Annotated in this window: 16 protein-coding genes; 4 read left to right on the top strand and 12 right to left on the bottom strand. The window is 72.3% G+C overall.

The window, feature by feature from the left end; all coding sequences use genetic code 11:
- Window positions 1-15 precede the first annotated feature (15 nt).
- Window positions 16-1,173 (bottom strand): AI-2E family transporter, encoded by a 1,158-nt coding sequence (locus AMO33_RS27040; protein WP_060594744.1) that lies wholly within the window; start codon window positions 1,171-1,173, stop codon window positions 16-18.
- A gap of 119 nt (window positions 1,174-1,292) precedes the next feature.
- On the opposite strand from AMO33_RS27040, the gene AMO33_RS27045 reads away from it, so the two are divergent.
- The gene (locus tag AMO33_RS27045) at window positions 1,293-1,904 is read left to right on the top strand and encodes a flavodoxin family protein (protein WP_060594745.1); all 612 of its coding nucleotides are present in this window, start codon (window positions 1,293-1,295) and stop codon (window positions 1,902-1,904) included.
- 54 nt (window positions 1,905-1,958) lie between these two features.
- Window positions 1,959-2,285, top strand: a complete 327-nt coding sequence (locus tag AMO33_RS27050) for a hypothetical protein (RefSeq protein WP_060594746.1) — start codon at window positions 1,959-1,961, stop codon at window positions 2,283-2,285.
- A gap of 25 nt (window positions 2,286-2,310) precedes the next feature.
- On the opposite strand, the gene AMO33_RS27055 is transcribed toward AMO33_RS27050, so the two are convergent.
- From AMO33_RS27055 to AMO33_RS27090, 8 genes are all read right to left on the bottom strand, one after another.
- The gene (locus AMO33_RS27055) at window positions 2,311-3,312 is read right to left on the bottom strand and encodes an ABC transporter substrate-binding protein (protein WP_011210877.1); all 1,002 of its coding nucleotides are present in this window, start codon (window positions 3,310-3,312) and stop codon (window positions 2,311-2,313) included.
- A 28-nt stretch (window positions 3,313-3,340) separates the two neighbouring features.
- The gene (locus AMO33_RS27060) at window positions 3,341-3,679 is read right to left on the bottom strand and encodes a 4Fe-4S dicluster domain-containing protein (RefSeq protein WP_011210876.1); all 339 of its coding nucleotides are present in this window, start codon (window positions 3,677-3,679) and stop codon (window positions 3,341-3,343) included.
- The gene (locus AMO33_RS27065; protein ID WP_060594747.1) at window positions 3,676-5,286 is read right to left on the bottom strand and encodes an FAD-binding protein; all 1,611 of its coding nucleotides are present in this window, start codon (window positions 5,284-5,286) and stop codon (window positions 3,676-3,678) included. The genes AMO33_RS27060 and AMO33_RS27065 overlap by 4 nt, the downstream gene beginning before the upstream one ends.
- A complete protein-coding gene (locus tag AMO33_RS27070; protein WP_060594748.1) occupies window positions 5,283-5,921 on the bottom strand; it encodes an ABC transporter ATP-binding protein in 639 nt (212 codons plus the stop codon). The genes AMO33_RS27065 and AMO33_RS27070 overlap by 4 nt, the downstream gene beginning before the upstream one ends.
- The gene (locus tag AMO33_RS27075; protein WP_060594749.1) at window positions 5,921-6,775 is read right to left on the bottom strand and encodes an ABC transporter permease; all 855 of its coding nucleotides are present in this window, start codon (window positions 6,773-6,775) and stop codon (window positions 5,921-5,923) included. The genes AMO33_RS27070 and AMO33_RS27075 overlap by 1 nt, the downstream gene beginning before the upstream one ends.
- Window positions 6,776-6,900: 125 nt before the next feature.
- Window positions 6,901-7,758: an NAD-dependent protein deacetylase gene (locus AMO33_RS27080; protein WP_060594750.1), complete on the bottom strand. Its 858-nt coding sequence runs from the start codon at window positions 7,756-7,758 to the stop codon at window positions 6,901-6,903.
- Between the two features lie 40 nt (window positions 7,759-7,798).
- Window positions 7,799-8,338 carry a DoxX family protein gene (locus tag AMO33_RS27085; protein WP_011210871.1) on the bottom strand — a complete coding sequence of 180 codons (540 nt, stop codon included), beginning with the start codon at window positions 8,336-8,338 and terminating at the stop codon, window positions 7,799-7,801.
- A gap of 59 nt (window positions 8,339-8,397) precedes the next feature.
- Window positions 8,398-9,174, bottom strand: coding sequence for a dioxygenase family protein (locus tag AMO33_RS27090; protein WP_060594751.1), 777 nt, complete (start codon window positions 9,172-9,174; stop codon window positions 8,398-8,400).
- 93 nt (window positions 9,175-9,267) lie between these two features.
- On the opposite strand from AMO33_RS27090, the gene AMO33_RS27095 reads away from it, so the two are divergent.
- On the top strand, window positions 9,268-9,732 hold the full coding sequence (locus AMO33_RS27095; protein WP_060594752.1) for a MarR family winged helix-turn-helix transcriptional regulator: 465 nt from the start codon (window positions 9,268-9,270) through the stop codon (window positions 9,730-9,732).
- A 31-nt stretch (window positions 9,733-9,763) separates the two neighbouring features.
- Here AMO33_RS27095 and mbp1 read toward each other — a convergent pair whose 3' ends face one another.
- The 3 genes from mbp1 to AMO33_RS27110 form a co-directional block, all read right to left on the bottom strand.
- The gene (gene mbp1, locus AMO33_RS27100; protein ID WP_060594753.1) at window positions 9,764-10,012 is read right to left on the bottom strand and encodes a microaggregate-binding protein 1; all 249 of its coding nucleotides are present in this window, start codon (window positions 10,010-10,012) and stop codon (window positions 9,764-9,766) included.
- Between the two features lie 177 nt (window positions 10,013-10,189).
- Window positions 10,190-10,933, bottom strand: a complete 744-nt coding sequence (locus AMO33_RS27105) for an SDR family NAD(P)-dependent oxidoreductase (RefSeq protein ID WP_060594754.1) — start codon at window positions 10,931-10,933, stop codon at window positions 10,190-10,192.
- On the bottom strand, window positions 10,930-12,099 hold the full coding sequence (locus tag AMO33_RS27110; RefSeq protein ID WP_060594755.1) for a thiolase family protein: 1,170 nt from the start codon (window positions 12,097-12,099) through the stop codon (window positions 10,930-10,932). Before AMO33_RS27110 ends, AMO33_RS27105 begins: the two co-directional genes overlap by 4 nt.
- Window positions 12,100-12,248: 149 nt before the next feature.
- Here AMO33_RS27110 and AMO33_RS27115 point away from each other — a divergent pair, with 149 nt between their 5' ends.
- Window positions 12,249-13,745, top strand: a complete 1,497-nt coding sequence (locus tag AMO33_RS27115) for a bifunctional phosphatase PAP2/diacylglycerol kinase family protein (protein WP_082668822.1) — start codon at window positions 12,249-12,251, stop codon at window positions 13,743-13,745.
- Window positions 13,746-13,763: the final 18 nt, after the last annotated feature.

The following is a 13,763-nucleotide window of genomic DNA, read 5'->3' on the forward strand; positions in this document are numbered from 1 at the left end:
CGGCCGGGGCCCGCGTCAGTCGGTCTTCGCCGACGCCTCCGCCTGGTCCGGGGGCGGCGGTGTGGTCACCAGATCGATCTGCTCGCCGACGTAGCGCAGGATCACCGCCGCCACGGCCGCGACCGGCACCGCGAGGAACGCGCCGACGATGCCGTAGAGCGAGCCACCGGCGGTGACCGCGAGCAGCACCACCACCGCGTGCAGCTGCATGCTGCGGCTCTGCAGCACCGGTTGCAGGATGTTGCCCTCCAGCTGCTGCACCGCGATGATGATCGCCAGCACGATCAGCGCCGTGGTCACGCCGTTGGCCACCAGGGCGACCAGCACGGCGAGCGCGCCGGCCACGAACGCGCCGACGATCGGGATGAAGCCGCCGATGAAGGTCAACACCGCCAGCACCAGCGACAACGGGACACCGAGGATCACCAGGCCCGCGCCGATCAGCACCGCGTCGATCAGGCTCACCAACGCCTGGGTGCGGATGAATCCGCCCAGGGTGACCCAGATCCGGTTGAGCACCTCCTCGAAGTGCCTGCCCGCGCCCGCCCCGGTGACGCTGTGCAGCCAGGGCAGGAACTTCGGCCCGTCCTTGATGAAGAAGAACGCCAGCACCAGCACCAGGAACAGGGTGATCAGGGCGGAGGTGGCGGTGGTGACGCCGCTGAAGACGCCGGTGGCGATCTGCTCGGCACTGGACTGCAGGCGGTTGCCGATGGTGTCCACGGCCTGGTCGAGCTGTTCGTCGCGGATGCGCAGCGGCGGGCCGCGCAACCAGTCGCGCACCTTGTTGATGCCCTCGCTGGCCTTGTCGGCCAGGTCCGGCGCCTGATCGGCGACCGAGGGCACGATCAACGCGATCACTCCGGCCAGTATGCCGAGGAACCCGAGCACCGACAGCGTCGCCGCCAGCCCGGGCCGCACCCCGTGGTTGGTCAGCCACCGCGTCGGCGGCCACAGCACGGTGGCCACCACCAGCGCCAGCGCCACCGGCAGCACGATCACCCACAGCAGCGCGATGGTCCAGCAGACCACCCACACCCCCGCCGCGACCGCGACGATGCACAGCGACCATTTGGCGAGCCAGAACAACCCCTGGCCGATGACGTCGCCCCGGTCCCGCGCTGTCCGGGCGCCCGTTCCGATCTCCTTCGTGGGCTTGCTCTCCTCGCTCACCGGCCCAGTCTTACACGACACACCGGCGCGGGCCCGCCAACGACGAGCCCCGATTGCGTCACTCGGCACCGGGTAAGGCTGCCGGTGAACGGACTTTCCGCGAGGGCAGGAGGCGAGGCATGGTGGCACCGACGGCGTTGGCACTGGTGTGCACGTTGAAGAAGTCTTCGGCGCAGTCGAGTTCGGAACTGATCGCGCGACAGGTGCTCGACCGGCTGGGCGGGCACGGGGTGCGGGGAGAGCTGGTGCGGGTGGTCGACTACGACGTCCGGCCCGGCGTCACCGCGGACGAAGGGGACGGCGACCAGTGGCCGCAGCTGCGGGAGCGGATCGCCGCGGCCGACATCCTGCTGGTGGCGACGCCGACGTGGGTGGGGCACATGTCGTCGGTGGCGCAGCGGGTGCTGGAACGACTCGACGCCGAACTGTCGACCACCGACGACCAGGGCAGGCCCGCCATGGTCGGCAAGGTCGGACTGGCCGCGGTGGTCGGCAACGAGGACGGTGCGCACAAGATCGTCGCCGATCTCTTCCAGGGGCTGAACGACATCGGCTTCACCATCCCGGCGCAGGGCTGCACCTACTGGAACGGCAACGCCATGCAGACCACCGACTACATCGACCTGGACGAGACGCCCGAGACGGTGGCAAGCACCACCGCGGCGATGGCCCGCAACGCCGCCCACCTCGCCGGGCTGCTGCGCGAGCGGCCCTATCCCGCCTACGAGTAGCCCCCGGTTGACCGCGGCCGGGCCGGGTATCCCGCGCCACAGAGGAGGTGTGTCATGCCGAAGGAATGGACCGACAAACAGGAACGGCAGTACGAGCACATCAAGGACTCGGCGAAGGAGCGCGGCGCGGGCACCAAGCGCGCCAAGGAGATCGCCGCCCGCACCGTGAACAAGAACCGCGCGCAGGCCGGCCAGACCAAGACCGCCAGCCGCTCCTCCACCAAGGACCGCTCCCCGCAGCAGCGCGGCGGACAGCGTTCGCACAGCGGCTCGAAGGGCCCCACCCGCGACCAGCTCTACAACGAGGCCAAGAAGCGCGGCATCAAGGGCCGCTCGAGCATGAACAAGAGCCAGCTCGAGCGCGCACTCGGCCGCGGCTGAACCCGCCGCGGCACGCCCGCGCGGTTCAGCCCGCCGTCCGGCCCTCCGGCTGGTAGAACCACTCGTGCAGATCGAAGTCCTGGCGGATCTTGCCCTGGTTCACCAGGAACTCCTTGGTGCCGGTCAGCAGCCGCACCCCGGCCTCGTCGAACAGGCCGGTGGGGATGTAGTCCGGGTGGGCGGTGGCGCGCACGACCGCTTCCGGCGCCTTGGACTGGGCGACCTCGTAGGCCACGTACTCCTCCCAGTGCGCGGCGGCGTAGGCGTTGGCCTCGGTCAGCGCCCGCTGCCAGGTCGGCCCGAACTCCGGGTGGGTGTCCAGGAACGGCTGGCTGCTGACCGCCGCGGTGGTGCCCGCCAGCTCGGGATGGTTCTCCCGCACCGAGTCCACCAGCCGGAATCCCTTGGCCAGGAAGGCCTGCAGGAAGGACGACGGGTTGACATCCGGCAGCGCGACCGCCGCCACGTCGCCGTTGGTCAGCGGGGCCTCCGCGTCGGCGGAGAGCAGGTGCACCAGCTCGGCCTCGATGCCCTCGGCGCGCAGCGCGCCCTGCAGATAGCGGTCGATGTAGGAGCCGGACTGCACGCCGATCTTCTTGCCCGCCAGGTCGCGCAGCGTGCGCAGCGCCGGATCGCGCACCACCACACCGGCGTTCAGTCCGACGGCGTTGACCGCCAGCAGCCGGGTGGGCAGGCCGCTGCCCTTGGCGACCAGGGCGGGGGTGTCGCCGTAGGTGGCGACGTCGAGCCTGCCGCCCACCAGGGCCTGGTTGAGATCGGGGCCGTTGGGGAAGCTGTAGACCTCGATGGCGTCGACGCCCAGCGGTTGCAGCGCAGGCAGCAGCGCGCCGCGCTGGTGGGCGAAGCCGAGCGTGCCGGTGAGCACGTTGCCGGTGCCGATCACGCCGACGCGCAGCGTCTGGATCTCGGCCCGGGTCGCCGACTCGTCGGAGCCCGCGCCGCAGCCGGTGAGCGCGACGAGGGCGGTGGACAGCAGGAGCGCGGCGGCCAGCCGCAGGGTACGCATGGGATGGAGCTTCTTTCCGGTGGTGGGATCAGGACCGCAGTCGCGGCGGTGGGGTGCCGTGCGGCAGCTCGGGGCCGAGTGCCACGAGGCTGCCCGGCCTGCGGCCGCGACCCCAGCCGAGCTTCTCGCGGTACCGGCCGATCTGGTCGGCGGGAATGGCGGTCGGGTCGGCCAGCGGGGTGTCCTGCGGGGCGACGTAGAGCGCGTCGGCCGGGCAGTAGGCCTCGCACATGAAGCACGTCTGGCAGTCACTCTGCCGGGCGATCACCGGGATGCCGCTCGCGGTCCGGTCGAAGACGTTGGTCGGGCAGGCGTCCACACATTTGTCGCAGCCGATGCAGTCCTCGGTGCGCAGCAGTTCGATCACGACGCCACCGCCAGTCCGCTGTGGTGCGCGGGCCCGGTGTCCGTCCACACCCGGTCCAGGCCACCGGCCAGGATGTGGTGGTGCTGGGCCGGGTCCTGCTCGGGGTGATCGGCCCGCTTGTTCATGCCGCGTGTCTCCGGACGCGCCAGCGCCGAGCGGTACATCAGCCTGCCCACGGCGGTGATGGCGGCGGCCTGCCGGGCGCGCACCCGCTGTTCGCCGGTGTGCCCGCCCAGGCCGGACGCCGCCGCGGTCCACAGCGCGTCGAGCTCGGACAGCGCCGGGCGCAACCGGTCGCCGTGGCGCAGGTAGTTCTTCTCGAACGGGATCAGCTCGCGCTGCGCGGCCGCCACCACCTCGGCGGCGTCCACCGCGCCGGACCCGCTGGGCCGCAACCCGACCCGGCCCGCGCCCCGCAGCCGGGCGTCGGCCGGTCGCCCGGAGCGCAGCGCGAACCGGGCCGCGCCGCGCCCGGCCCAGCTGCCCGAGGACATCGCCCACGCGGAGTTGTGGCTGCCGCCGCCGGTGAATCCGCCGCAGATGCGCTCCCGGGTGGCGGCGTCGCCTGCGGCGAACAGACCGGGCACGGTGGTGGCGCAGTCGTCGTCCACCACGTCGATGCCGCCGGTGCCGCGCACGGTGCCCTCGGCGAGCATGTCGATCTCGAAACGCTGCCGGAACGGGTCGATGCCGCGCCGGTCGAACTGCAGGAAGAAGTTCGGCTGGCCCAGCCGCATCTGCGCCTGCACCCGGTCGTCGGCGCGATCGATCTGGGCGAAGACCCGCTCGTGCAGCAGCGCCCGGGCGATCACCGACCGGCCCTTCTGCGATCCCGCGCCCTCGAGCACCCGGCCGTCCTCGTGGAAGAAGGTGGCGTAGCCGTAGTAGGCGGTCTTGGTGATCGTGGAACCCTTGGGCACGATGGCGTAGGCGTTGGAGAACTCCATACCGGAGAACCGGGCCCCGACCTCGGCGGCCATCAACGCGCCGTCGCCGGTGTCGACGTTGGTGCCCAGCGCGCGGGACAGGAACGCGCACCCGCCGGTGGCCAGCACCACCGCGCCCGCGGTGATCCGGTAGTCGCGGCCGAGCTGGCGCTGATGGCCCGCCGCGCCGCGTACCACCCCGGCGTCGTCGACGAGCAGCTCCAGCGCGGGGGAGTGGTCGAGGATGCGCACGCCGATCCGCTTGAGCCAGGCGCGCATCCGGCGCATGTACTCCGGGCCCTGCACGCCGGTGCGGATCTGTTCGCCGGTGGCGGGGTCGACCGGGAAGGGATAGCGGCCCTCGACCGCGAGGCGGTGCATGTTGGTGTAGGTCTGATCCAGCACCCGGTCCATCCAGCGGTGGTCGGCCAGGTGTCCGCCCAGTGCCTCGCGGCTCGCCTTGGCCCTGGCGCGGGCGGCCGGCTCCGGCGCGACGTACCAGACGCCGGTACCCGCGGGTGCGGTCGCGCCGCTGGTACCGCAGTAGCCCTTGTCCACCAGCGTCACCTCGGCACCGGCTTCGGTGGCGTGCACGGCGGCCCAGGCCGCGGCCGGGCCACCGCCGATGATCAGCACGTCGGTGCTGCTCTGCCAGGTTGCGTCGGCTCGGGTCTCGTTCATGACTGCGCTCCTGTCGGTGCGTCGGGGTCCACGCCGAGAGCCAGCAGCAACCTGCGGCGCAGCGCGGAGAATTCGGGATCGACCACCGCCGGCCGGTGCTGCTGCCACAGCCGCGCCACCAGCGCCTGGGCTTTGAGCCGGGTGAGCGCGTCCAGCGCGCCGAACGGTTCGTCGAGCAGCAGCAGGTCGGGGTGACGCACCAGCGCGCGGGCCAGTGCCACCCGCTGTGCTTCGCCGCCGGACAGCGTCGCCGGCCACGCGTCGGCCTCGGCCGACAGGCCGACCTCGTCGAGCGCGGTGCGGGCGCGCGCGGCCAGGTCCCGGCCGCGCACGCCGAGAACCACATTGCGCCACACCGAGATCCACGGGATCAGCCGGTGCTCCTGGAACACGATGGCCTTCGAGCGCGGCGCCTCCAGCGTGCCGGTGAAACCGCGGTCGAGGCCGCCGATGGCGCGCAGCAACGTGCTCTTGCCCGATCCGCTGGCGCCCAGCAGCGCGACGAATTCGCCGGGCGCGATGTCGAGGTCGACGCCGCGCAGCACCTGCCGCCCGGCGAAGGCGCGGCCCGCACCGCGCACTCGCACCGCGGCGGTCGTCGTGGTGGTCGTCGTCGTGGTGGTGGAGCCGGCCATCACTGCCCCTCGAATCCGGTGCGCCAGGCCAGGAACCGCCGCTCCAGCAGCCGCACCAGCAGGTCGCTGAGCAGCCCCAGCAGCGCGTAGACGACCAGCACCAGGAAGATCTGGTCGGTGCGCAGGAACTCCTTGGCGTCGTTCATCAGGAACCCGAGCCCGACCGGCGTGGTCTGCATCTCCGCGACCACCAGCGCGAGCCAGCCGATGCCGAGTGCCTGGCGCAGACCGACGAAGATCTGCGGCAGCGCGCCGGGCAGGATGATGCGGGTGGTCAGCTCGAAGCGGTTGAGGCCGAGCGATTCCCCGGCCTCCACCAGCCGCCGGTCCACCGAACGGATACCGGCGAAGACGTTGAGGTAGATCGGGAAGACCGGCGCGACGGCGATCAACGCGATCTTGAAGGAGTCGCCGATGCCGAACCAGATGATGAACACCGGCAGCAGCGCGAGCGCAGGCATCATCCGCAGCGCCTGTACCGGTGCGTTCACCAGATCCTCGGCCAGCCGGAACAATCCGGCCGCCACACCGAGGACCAGTCCGATCCCGATTCCGAGCGCCAACCCGGTGCCCACCCGGCGTGCGGACGCCGCCAGATGCCGCCACAGCTCCCCGGAGCTGATCAGATCCCAGCCCGCTGCCACCACCTCGGTGGGAGCGGGTGTGGTCGCGCCGAGCCAGCCGCGCGCGCCGAGCTGCCACAGGATCAGTACGAGCACCAATCCGGCGGATTTGCGCGCCAGGCCGGTCGCGCGCCGCCACGCGGCCGACAGTGGTGCAGTGGTGGCGGGGGTGGGCACCGGCACGGCCGTGGGCGGGGGTGCGGTGGCGACCGGATCCAGTTGGAGTGTCATCGGGCAACGGTCCTAACGCGAGGGAGTGCGTTGCCACGCTAGGGGCCGCCTGCGGGCCGGAACACGGTTGCGATCAGCGAGATTCGAGGGGCGGCACGACGGCGCCCGCGGCGAGGCCGGGCCGGTCAGCCGGGGGTGTCGCCGCAGTGCGCGGCGAACGCGGCGAGCGTGGGCGAGCAGCCCGCGTCCAGGCGCAGGGTGGCGAGGTCGTCGCCGCGGGTGGGTCCGCGGTTGACGATGACCACCGGGTGGCCGTTGCGAGCGGCGCGGCGCACGAAGCGCAGGCCGGACATCACGGTGAGCGAGGAGCCCGCGACGAGCAGGGCGTCGCAGGAGTCGACGAGGTCGTAGGCGGCGGCGACGCGGTCCTTGGGGACGTTCTCGCCGAAATAGACGATGTCGGGTTTGAGCATGCCGCCGCAGTGCGCGCAGTCGACCATGCGGAAGTGCTCGGTGTCCTCGACCACCGCGTCGGCGTCCGGGGCGACCTCGATGCCGGTCGCGGTCGCGGCGTCGGCGAAGCCGGGATTGGCGGCCTCGAGCAGGTCGGCCAGCGTCATCCGGGACATCAGCGCCCCGCAGCCGAGGCAGCGGACCCGGGCGTAGGTGCCGTGCAGGTCGATGACCCGGCGGCTGCCCGCCTTGGTGTGCAGCAGGTCGACGTTCTGGGTGATCACCCCGCCGACCGCGCCGAGCCGTTCGAGCCGGGCCAGCGCGCGATGGCCGGGGTTGGGGCGGGCGGCGTCCATGCGCCGCCAGCCGATGTGATTGCGCGCCCAGTACCGGCGGCGGAACACCGGATCACCGACGAACTGCTGGTAGGTCATCGGATTGCGCGGCGGTGAGTCCGGCCCGCGGTAGTCGGGGATGCCGCTGTCGGTGGACAGGCCCGCCCCGGTGAGCACCGCGACGCGCAGGCCGGCGAGCAGATCGATCAGCCGGTCCACGCCGGTGCCGAGCGGCGACGGGGCGAGCTGCGTCATGAGACGAGCGTACCGACCCGCTCGGCGGACCGGCGCCGCCTCAGTTGCGGATGAGCAGGACCACCCCGGCCACCACCAGGCCCAGGATCACGAACCCGAGGCCGGAGGCCAGGCGGGGGTAGCGCAGCGCGGGCACCGCCGCGTCGACGGAGATGCGGCCCGCGCCGGTGAAGGCGAGCGTGGTCGCGCCCAGCGCCAGCAGCAGCTCGTATTCGATGCCCTTGGGCGCCCAGAAGCCGCCGCCCCATTTGACCGAGATGGCGTTGACCATCGTGCCGAGGATCGCGGCGGCGGCCAGCGGGGTGAGCAGGCCCAGGGCCAGCGCCAAGCCGCCGAAGGTCTCGGTGACGGCGGTGATGACGGCGAAGATCTGCGGCGAGGGATAACCCATCGATGACAGCATGGCCTCGGTGCCGTCCAGGCCGGGGCCGTCGAACCAGCCGAGCAGCTTCTGCGACCCGTGCGCGGCCATGGTGAGGCCGACGGCCAAGCGCAGGATCAGCAGGCCGACGTCGACGCCGGGGTTGACCCGGGCCGGGGTGAGTGCGGTGGATGCGGTGTTGCCGGTCGTGGTCGTCATGCCGTGTCCTTACTGTCCGGGTTGTTCGGTGGGTATACGCCGGTGGACCGGGGTGCGGTTCAGCCGACCTGGATGGAGCGGCGGGCCATGCCGTACCAGTAGCCGTCGATGACCGTTCGTAACGTGTCCAGCTCATTCTCGCCCGCGCCGAGCGTGACGAACAGGGGTGCGAAGTGGTCCGCGCGCGGGTGCGCGAGCCGGGCCGCCGGCGCCTTGTGTTCGAAATCGAGCAGCGCGTCGAGGTCGCGGTCGGCCAGGGCGCGGGCGCCCCAATCGTCGAACTCGGCGGTGAAGCGATGCACGTGGACGTCGTCCTCGGTCATGGCACGCAGGTTGTGGGTGAAGAATCCGCTGCCGACGACGAGCACGCCCTCCTCGCGCAGCGGGGCGAGCTTGCGCCCGATCCCGAACAGCGCCTCGGGGTCGAGGGTGGGCATGGACAGCTGCAGAACGGGCACGTCGGCGTCGGGGTACATCTGCGTCAGCGGCACGTAGGCGCCGTGGTCCAGGCCGCGGTCGGGGACCTCGGCGACACCTGCCCCGAGCAGGCCGCGGACCGTGCGCGCCAGGTCGGGCGCGCCCGGCGCGGGATAGCGCACCTCGTAGTAGTGCTGAGGGAAGCCCCAGAAGTCGTAGACCAGCGGCACCGTGGTGGTGGCGCCGAGGGCGATGGGCGCGGCCTCCCAGTGCGCGGAGACGATCAGGATCGCGGTGGGCCGCGGCAGCTCCGCGGCCCACGCCGCCAGCTCGGCGGGCCAGCGCTCGTGGTCGACCAGCGGCGGCGCGCCGTGCGAGAGGTACAGCACCGGCATGCGCTCGGTGGTGGTGCTCGCCATGACTCACTCCGTTCTCGGTCCAGATAGTTCAAATTTGAACGATGCCAGCATAGCGCCTAGTTCAAATTTGAACAACATGGTTAGGGTGGTGGTGTGACCGAGACACGGTGGCTCGACGCCGACGAGATGCGCGCCTGGGAGGCATTCCTGGGTGCGGGGGCCCTTGTCAATCGGGAGATCGAACAGCATCTCAAGCGGGAGGGGTTGTCCCATCCCCAGTACGAGACGCTGGTCCGGTTGTCGGCGGCGCCGCAGGCGCGACTACGGATGACCGAGCTGGCCGATGCGCTCTTCACCTCCAAGAGCGGGCTGAGCTATCAGATCGGCCAGCTGGAGAAGGCCGGGTACGTGCGGCGCGAAGCCGCCGACGCCGACGATCGCGGCGTGCTCGCGGTGCTGACGCCCGCGGGCCGGGAGCGGCTGGCCGAGGTGGCGCCGGGACACGTCGCGACGGTGCGGCGCGCCCTCATCGACGTGCTCACCGAACAGCAGCGGCGCGCGCTCGCCGACGGGCTCGGCACCGTGGTGGCGCGGCTGAGTACGCCGAAGGGCGGGTGAGCCACCGGCCCACCCGCCCTCCGGGGTGTTCTTATCGGTTGTCGTCCTGGTGGGCGCGCTGGCGCGCCTCGTCCACGTCGGCCTCCGAACGCGCCTTCTCCGCAGCGGCCTCCTTCTCGGCGGCCTTGCGCTGGGATTCGGCCTTGTCCTGCTGGGCGCGGCCCTCCTGCTCGAGGTCGTCGTGGCCGGTGAGGACGCCGGCGGCTTCCTTCACCTTGCCCTTGGCGTCCTCGACGACGCCCTTGATTCCCTCGCGCGGACCACTCTCGTGCTGTGTCATTCTGACACCTCCGAATTATCGGCTCGGTCGCTGACATCAGCCGCATACCCGGTCGAGCCGGCCTCAATCGTGGACTGTGACCGGCGCCGCGTCCCCCGGCCACCGAGCGGACGGGTGACGGCGGCCGGGAGAGCGGCGGATCCGCAGAATCCTTGTCGTGTCAGGGTTTTCGCCGGCTCAGGCGCGCCAGATCTGCTCGCCCGCGCGGGAGAGCACGATGTTGGGCACCACCGCGTTGCGAGACAGCCGGGTGATCGCCAGCACCATCTCGGCCACATCACCGGTGGTCAGCATCGCCGCGCGGTCGAGTTCGTCGCGCTTCCACGCCGTCATGTCGGTGTCCACATAGCCGGGCGAGATGGCCGTGGCGCTCACCCCGCCCGCCGACTCCTCGAGCGACACCGTCTCGCACAGCGAGATCAGCGCCGCCTTGGTCGCGCCGTAGGCAGCCAGGCCCGCCTCCCCGGCGACGCCCGTGATCGAGGCCAGCGCAACGATTTTCGCACCGCGGGCGGCATCCTCGGCGGCACTCTTGCGCAGCAGCGGCAGCGCCGCCTGGATGAGGGTGATCGGCCCGCGGAAGTTGACGTCGAGCATCCGCTCGTAGGTCTTGGCGGGCATGTCGGCGACCGCGCCCGCCGTGCCGGTGCCCGCGCTGAGCACCAGCACGTTCATTCCGCCGAACGCCGCATCGTGCGCGGCGGCCAGCGCGCGCACCTGCTCGGGCTCGTTCATGCGCGCGACCACCGGCTGCACCCGCACGCCGTACTCCGCGCGCAACCGCTGGGCGGTCTGCTCGAGGGTGTCGGCGGTGCGGGCGGCGAGGGTGAGCTGGTAGCCCTCGGCGGCCAGCCGGGCGGCGATCTCGGCACCGATGCCCCGCGACCCGCCGGTGACCAGCGCCGATCGCGTGCCCGTCATCCGAGCCGCTCGATGATCGTGGCGTTGGCCAGCCCGCCCGCCTCGCACATGGTCTGCAGGCCGAACCGGCCGCCGCTCTGCTCGAGGTGGTTGACCAGGGTGGCCAGGATGCGGGTGCCCGACGCGCCGAGCGGATGGCCCAGCGCGATCGCGCCGCCGCGCGGGTTCAGCTTGGCCGGGTCGGCGGCCAGTTCGTGCTGCCACACCAGCGGTACCGAGGCGAACGCCTCGTTGACCTCGTAGGCGTCGATGTCCTCGATGCCGAGGCCCGCGCGCTCGAGCACCTTGCGGGTGGCCGGGACGACGGCGGTCAGCATCAGCAGCGGGTCGTCGCCGACCACGGCGAAGGAGTGGAACCGGGCCCGCGGGGTCAGCCCGAGTTTCGCGGCGGCCTCCTCGGTCATGATCAGCGCGGCGGAGGCGCCGTCGGTGAGGGGGGAGGAGTTGCCGGGGGTGATCGACCAGTCGATCTCCGGGAAGCGGGCCTGATAGGCGTCGTCGGCGAAGGCGGGACGCAACCCGGCCAGCCCCTCCACCGTGGTTCCCGGACGGATGGTCTCGTCGGCGGTGAGTGCGCCCGCGGCGACCAGCTCGCGGTCGAAACCGCCCGCGGCCGCGGTCGCGGCGGCCAGCCGGTGCGAGCGGGCGGCGAACTCGTCGAGCGCGGCGCGGTCGAACTTCCACCGGGCGGCGAGGATTTCGGCGGCGATGCCCTGCTGGATCAACCCGTCCGGGTAGCGGTGCGCGAGCGGGCCGCGGTTGGTGTCCTTGTCCTGGGCGTTGGAGAACATCGGCGCGCGGCTCATCATCTCCACGCCGCAGGCGATGGCGACGTCGTAGGCGCCGGAGATCACGCCCTGCGCGGCGAAGTGCGCGGCCTGCTGGCTCGAGCCGCACTGCCGGTCGACCGTGGTGGCGGGCACCGTCTCGGGGAAGCCGGCGGCCAGCACGGCGGTGCGGGTGATGTTGAGCGCCTGCTCGCCGCTCTGGGTGACGCAGCCGCCGATCACGTCGTCGACCACGGCGGGGTCGAGGTCGTTGCGCGCGACGAGTTCGGCGAGCACGCCCGCGAGCAGCGTCGCCGGGTGCACCTCCGCCAGGCCGCCCCCGGCCTTGCCCTTCCCGGACGGTGTGCGGACGACGTCCACGATGACGGCGGACCTCATAGCTGGCTCCGATCGCTCCGTAAGTTAATACTCATTCGGAGTTAAGTTAACACGGATTCGCCTGCGCTCGTCCAGTGTCCCCGGCGTCGCGCGGGCGGCCGGGACCGATGGCCCCTGGCGCGCATCGCAACTCGGGCTACCCTGGGCTGATGCGATTCCAGCGGGTGCGCACGCGCCTCACCCGGCACACCGGCACGGCGAGCAGCCTCGACGTATGGCTGGTCGCCCGCAGCGCGCGGGTGCGGCCCACCCGCGCCGACCGCGCCCTGCGCCTGCTCAGCACCAGCGCGAACCACAACCGGCTGTGGCTGGGCTTCGGCGCGGCCATGCTGCTGCTCGGCGATCGCCCCACCCGGCGTGCGGGCGCGCGCGGACTGCTGGCCGTCGCGCTGGCCAGCGGCATCGCCAACGGCGTCGCCAAGCCGCTGTTCCCGCGCAGGCGGCCACCGGACGAATCGGTGCCGTTCGTGCGCAGGCTGGTCAAGCCGCCGGTCTCCTCGTCGTTCCCCTCCGGGCACGCGGCCTCGGCGGCCGCCTTCGTCACCGGGGTCGGGTTGGAGAGCCCGGCCGCCGCGGCGGTGGTCGCCCCGGTCGCGGCGGCCGTGGGATATTCGCGCGTGCACATCGGCGTGCACTGGCCCTCCGACGTGGTCGCCGGGGCGCTGCTGGGCGCCGGGGTGGCGCTCGGCACGCACCGGTGGTGGGCGGTGCGGGTCGACGAGCCCGCGCTGGTCGGCGTCGCCGAACAGGTCGATCCGCTGCCCCAGGGCCGCGGACTGCTGCTGGTGGCCAACACCCTCTCCGGCAGCGGAGCCGCCGAAGTGCACCTGGCGCAGGTGCGCGCCGGGTTGCCCGCCGCCCGCATCCTGGCCTTCGACCCGGACCGCGATCTCGACGAACAGGTCACCGACGCCGTGCGCGCGGGCGAGGTGACCGCTCTCGGCGTGCTCGGCGGGGACGGCACCGTCTCGGCCGTCGCCGAAATCGCTGTGCGCGAGAAGCTTCCACTGGCCGTGTTCGCCGGCGGCACGCTCAACCACTTCGCCAGGGACGCCGGGGTGGACTCGGCCGAGGCGACGGTCGCGGCGCTGCGCACGGGGACGGTGGTGCGGGTCGACACCGCCCGCGTGGCCCTCGACGGCGACGGCTCGCGGGTGTTCGTCAACACCGCCAGCCTCGGCGGCTACCCCGACTTCGTGCGACTGCGCGAGCGCTGGGAGCACCGGATCGGCAAGTGGCCCGCCGCCGGTATCGCCATGGTGCGGGTGCTGCTGCGCGCCCAGCCACTGCACGCGCTGGTCGACGGTGTGCCGGTCGCGCTGTGGATGCTGTTCGTGGGCAACGGCCGCTACAGCCCCGCCGACCAGATCCCCATGTCGCGCCCCGAGCTGCATCGCGGCACCCTCGACGTGCGCTACCTGCGCGCCGACGTCGCCTTCTCCCGCACCCGGCTGATCTGGGCCACCCTCACCGGCACGCTCGCCCACTCCGCCACCTACGTGCGCCACGAGACCGACCGCCTCGAGGTCCGGGTCGGCGGCGGTGCGGTCTCCCTCGCCACCGACGGGGAAGTCGGTTACCGCGGAACCCATTTCGTGTTCGGCAGCGAGCCGGGCGCGCTGGCGCTCTTCCGCGCGGGGGACTGAGGCCGCGCGCACCGGCCG

It is taken from the genome of Nocardia farcinica, assembly GCF_001182745.1.
Taxonomy (GTDB): Bacteria; Actinomycetota; Actinomycetes; order Mycobacteriales; family Mycobacteriaceae; genus Nocardia; species Nocardia farcinica.

Excerpts from the sequence above, each read along its gene's own strand:
- AMO33_RS27045 (WP_060594745.1), top strand. The coding sequence starts at position 1,293 with ATGGTGGCACCGACGGCGTTGGCACTGGTGTGCACGTTGAAGAAGTCT.
- AMO33_RS27050 (WP_060594746.1), top strand. The coding sequence starts at position 1,959 with ATGCCGAAGGAATGGACCGACAAACAGGAACGGCAGTACGAGCACATC.
- AMO33_RS27055 (WP_011210877.1), bottom strand. The coding sequence starts at position 3,312 with ATGCGTACCCTGCGGCTGGCCGCCGCGCTCCTGCTGTCCACCGCCCTC.
- AMO33_RS27065 (WP_060594747.1), bottom strand. The coding sequence starts at position 5,286 with ATGAACGAGACCCGAGCCGACGCAACCTGGCAGAGCAGCACCGACGTG.
- AMO33_RS27070 (WP_060594748.1), bottom strand. The coding sequence starts at position 5,921 with ATGGCCGGCTCCACCACCACGACGACGACCACCACGACGACCGCCGCG.
- AMO33_RS27075 (WP_060594749.1), bottom strand. The coding sequence starts at position 6,775 with ATGACACTCCAACTGGATCCGGTCGCCACCGCACCCCCGCCCACGGCC.
- AMO33_RS27080 (WP_060594750.1), bottom strand. The coding sequence starts at position 7,758 with ATGACGCAGCTCGCCCCGTCGCCGCTCGGCACCGGCGTGGACCGGCTG.
- AMO33_RS27085 (WP_011210871.1), bottom strand. The coding sequence starts at position 8,338 with ATGACGACCACGACCGGCAACACCGCATCCACCGCACTCACCCCGGCC.
- AMO33_RS27090 (WP_060594751.1), bottom strand. The coding sequence starts at position 9,174 with ATGGCGAGCACCACCACCGAGCGCATGCCGGTGCTGTACCTCTCGCAC.
- mbp1 (WP_060594753.1), bottom strand. The coding sequence starts at position 10,012 with ATGACACAGCACGAGAGTGGTCCGCGCGAGGGAATCAAGGGCGTCGTC.
- AMO33_RS27105 (WP_060594754.1), bottom strand. The coding sequence starts at position 10,933 with ATGACGGGCACGCGATCGGCGCTGGTCACCGGCGGGTCGCGGGGCATC.
- AMO33_RS27110 (WP_060594755.1), bottom strand. The coding sequence starts at position 12,099 with ATGAGGTCCGCCGTCATCGTGGACGTCGTCCGCACACCGTCCGGGAAG.
- AMO33_RS27115 (WP_082668822.1), top strand. The coding sequence starts at position 12,249 with ATGCGATTCCAGCGGGTGCGCACGCGCCTCACCCGGCACACCGGCACG.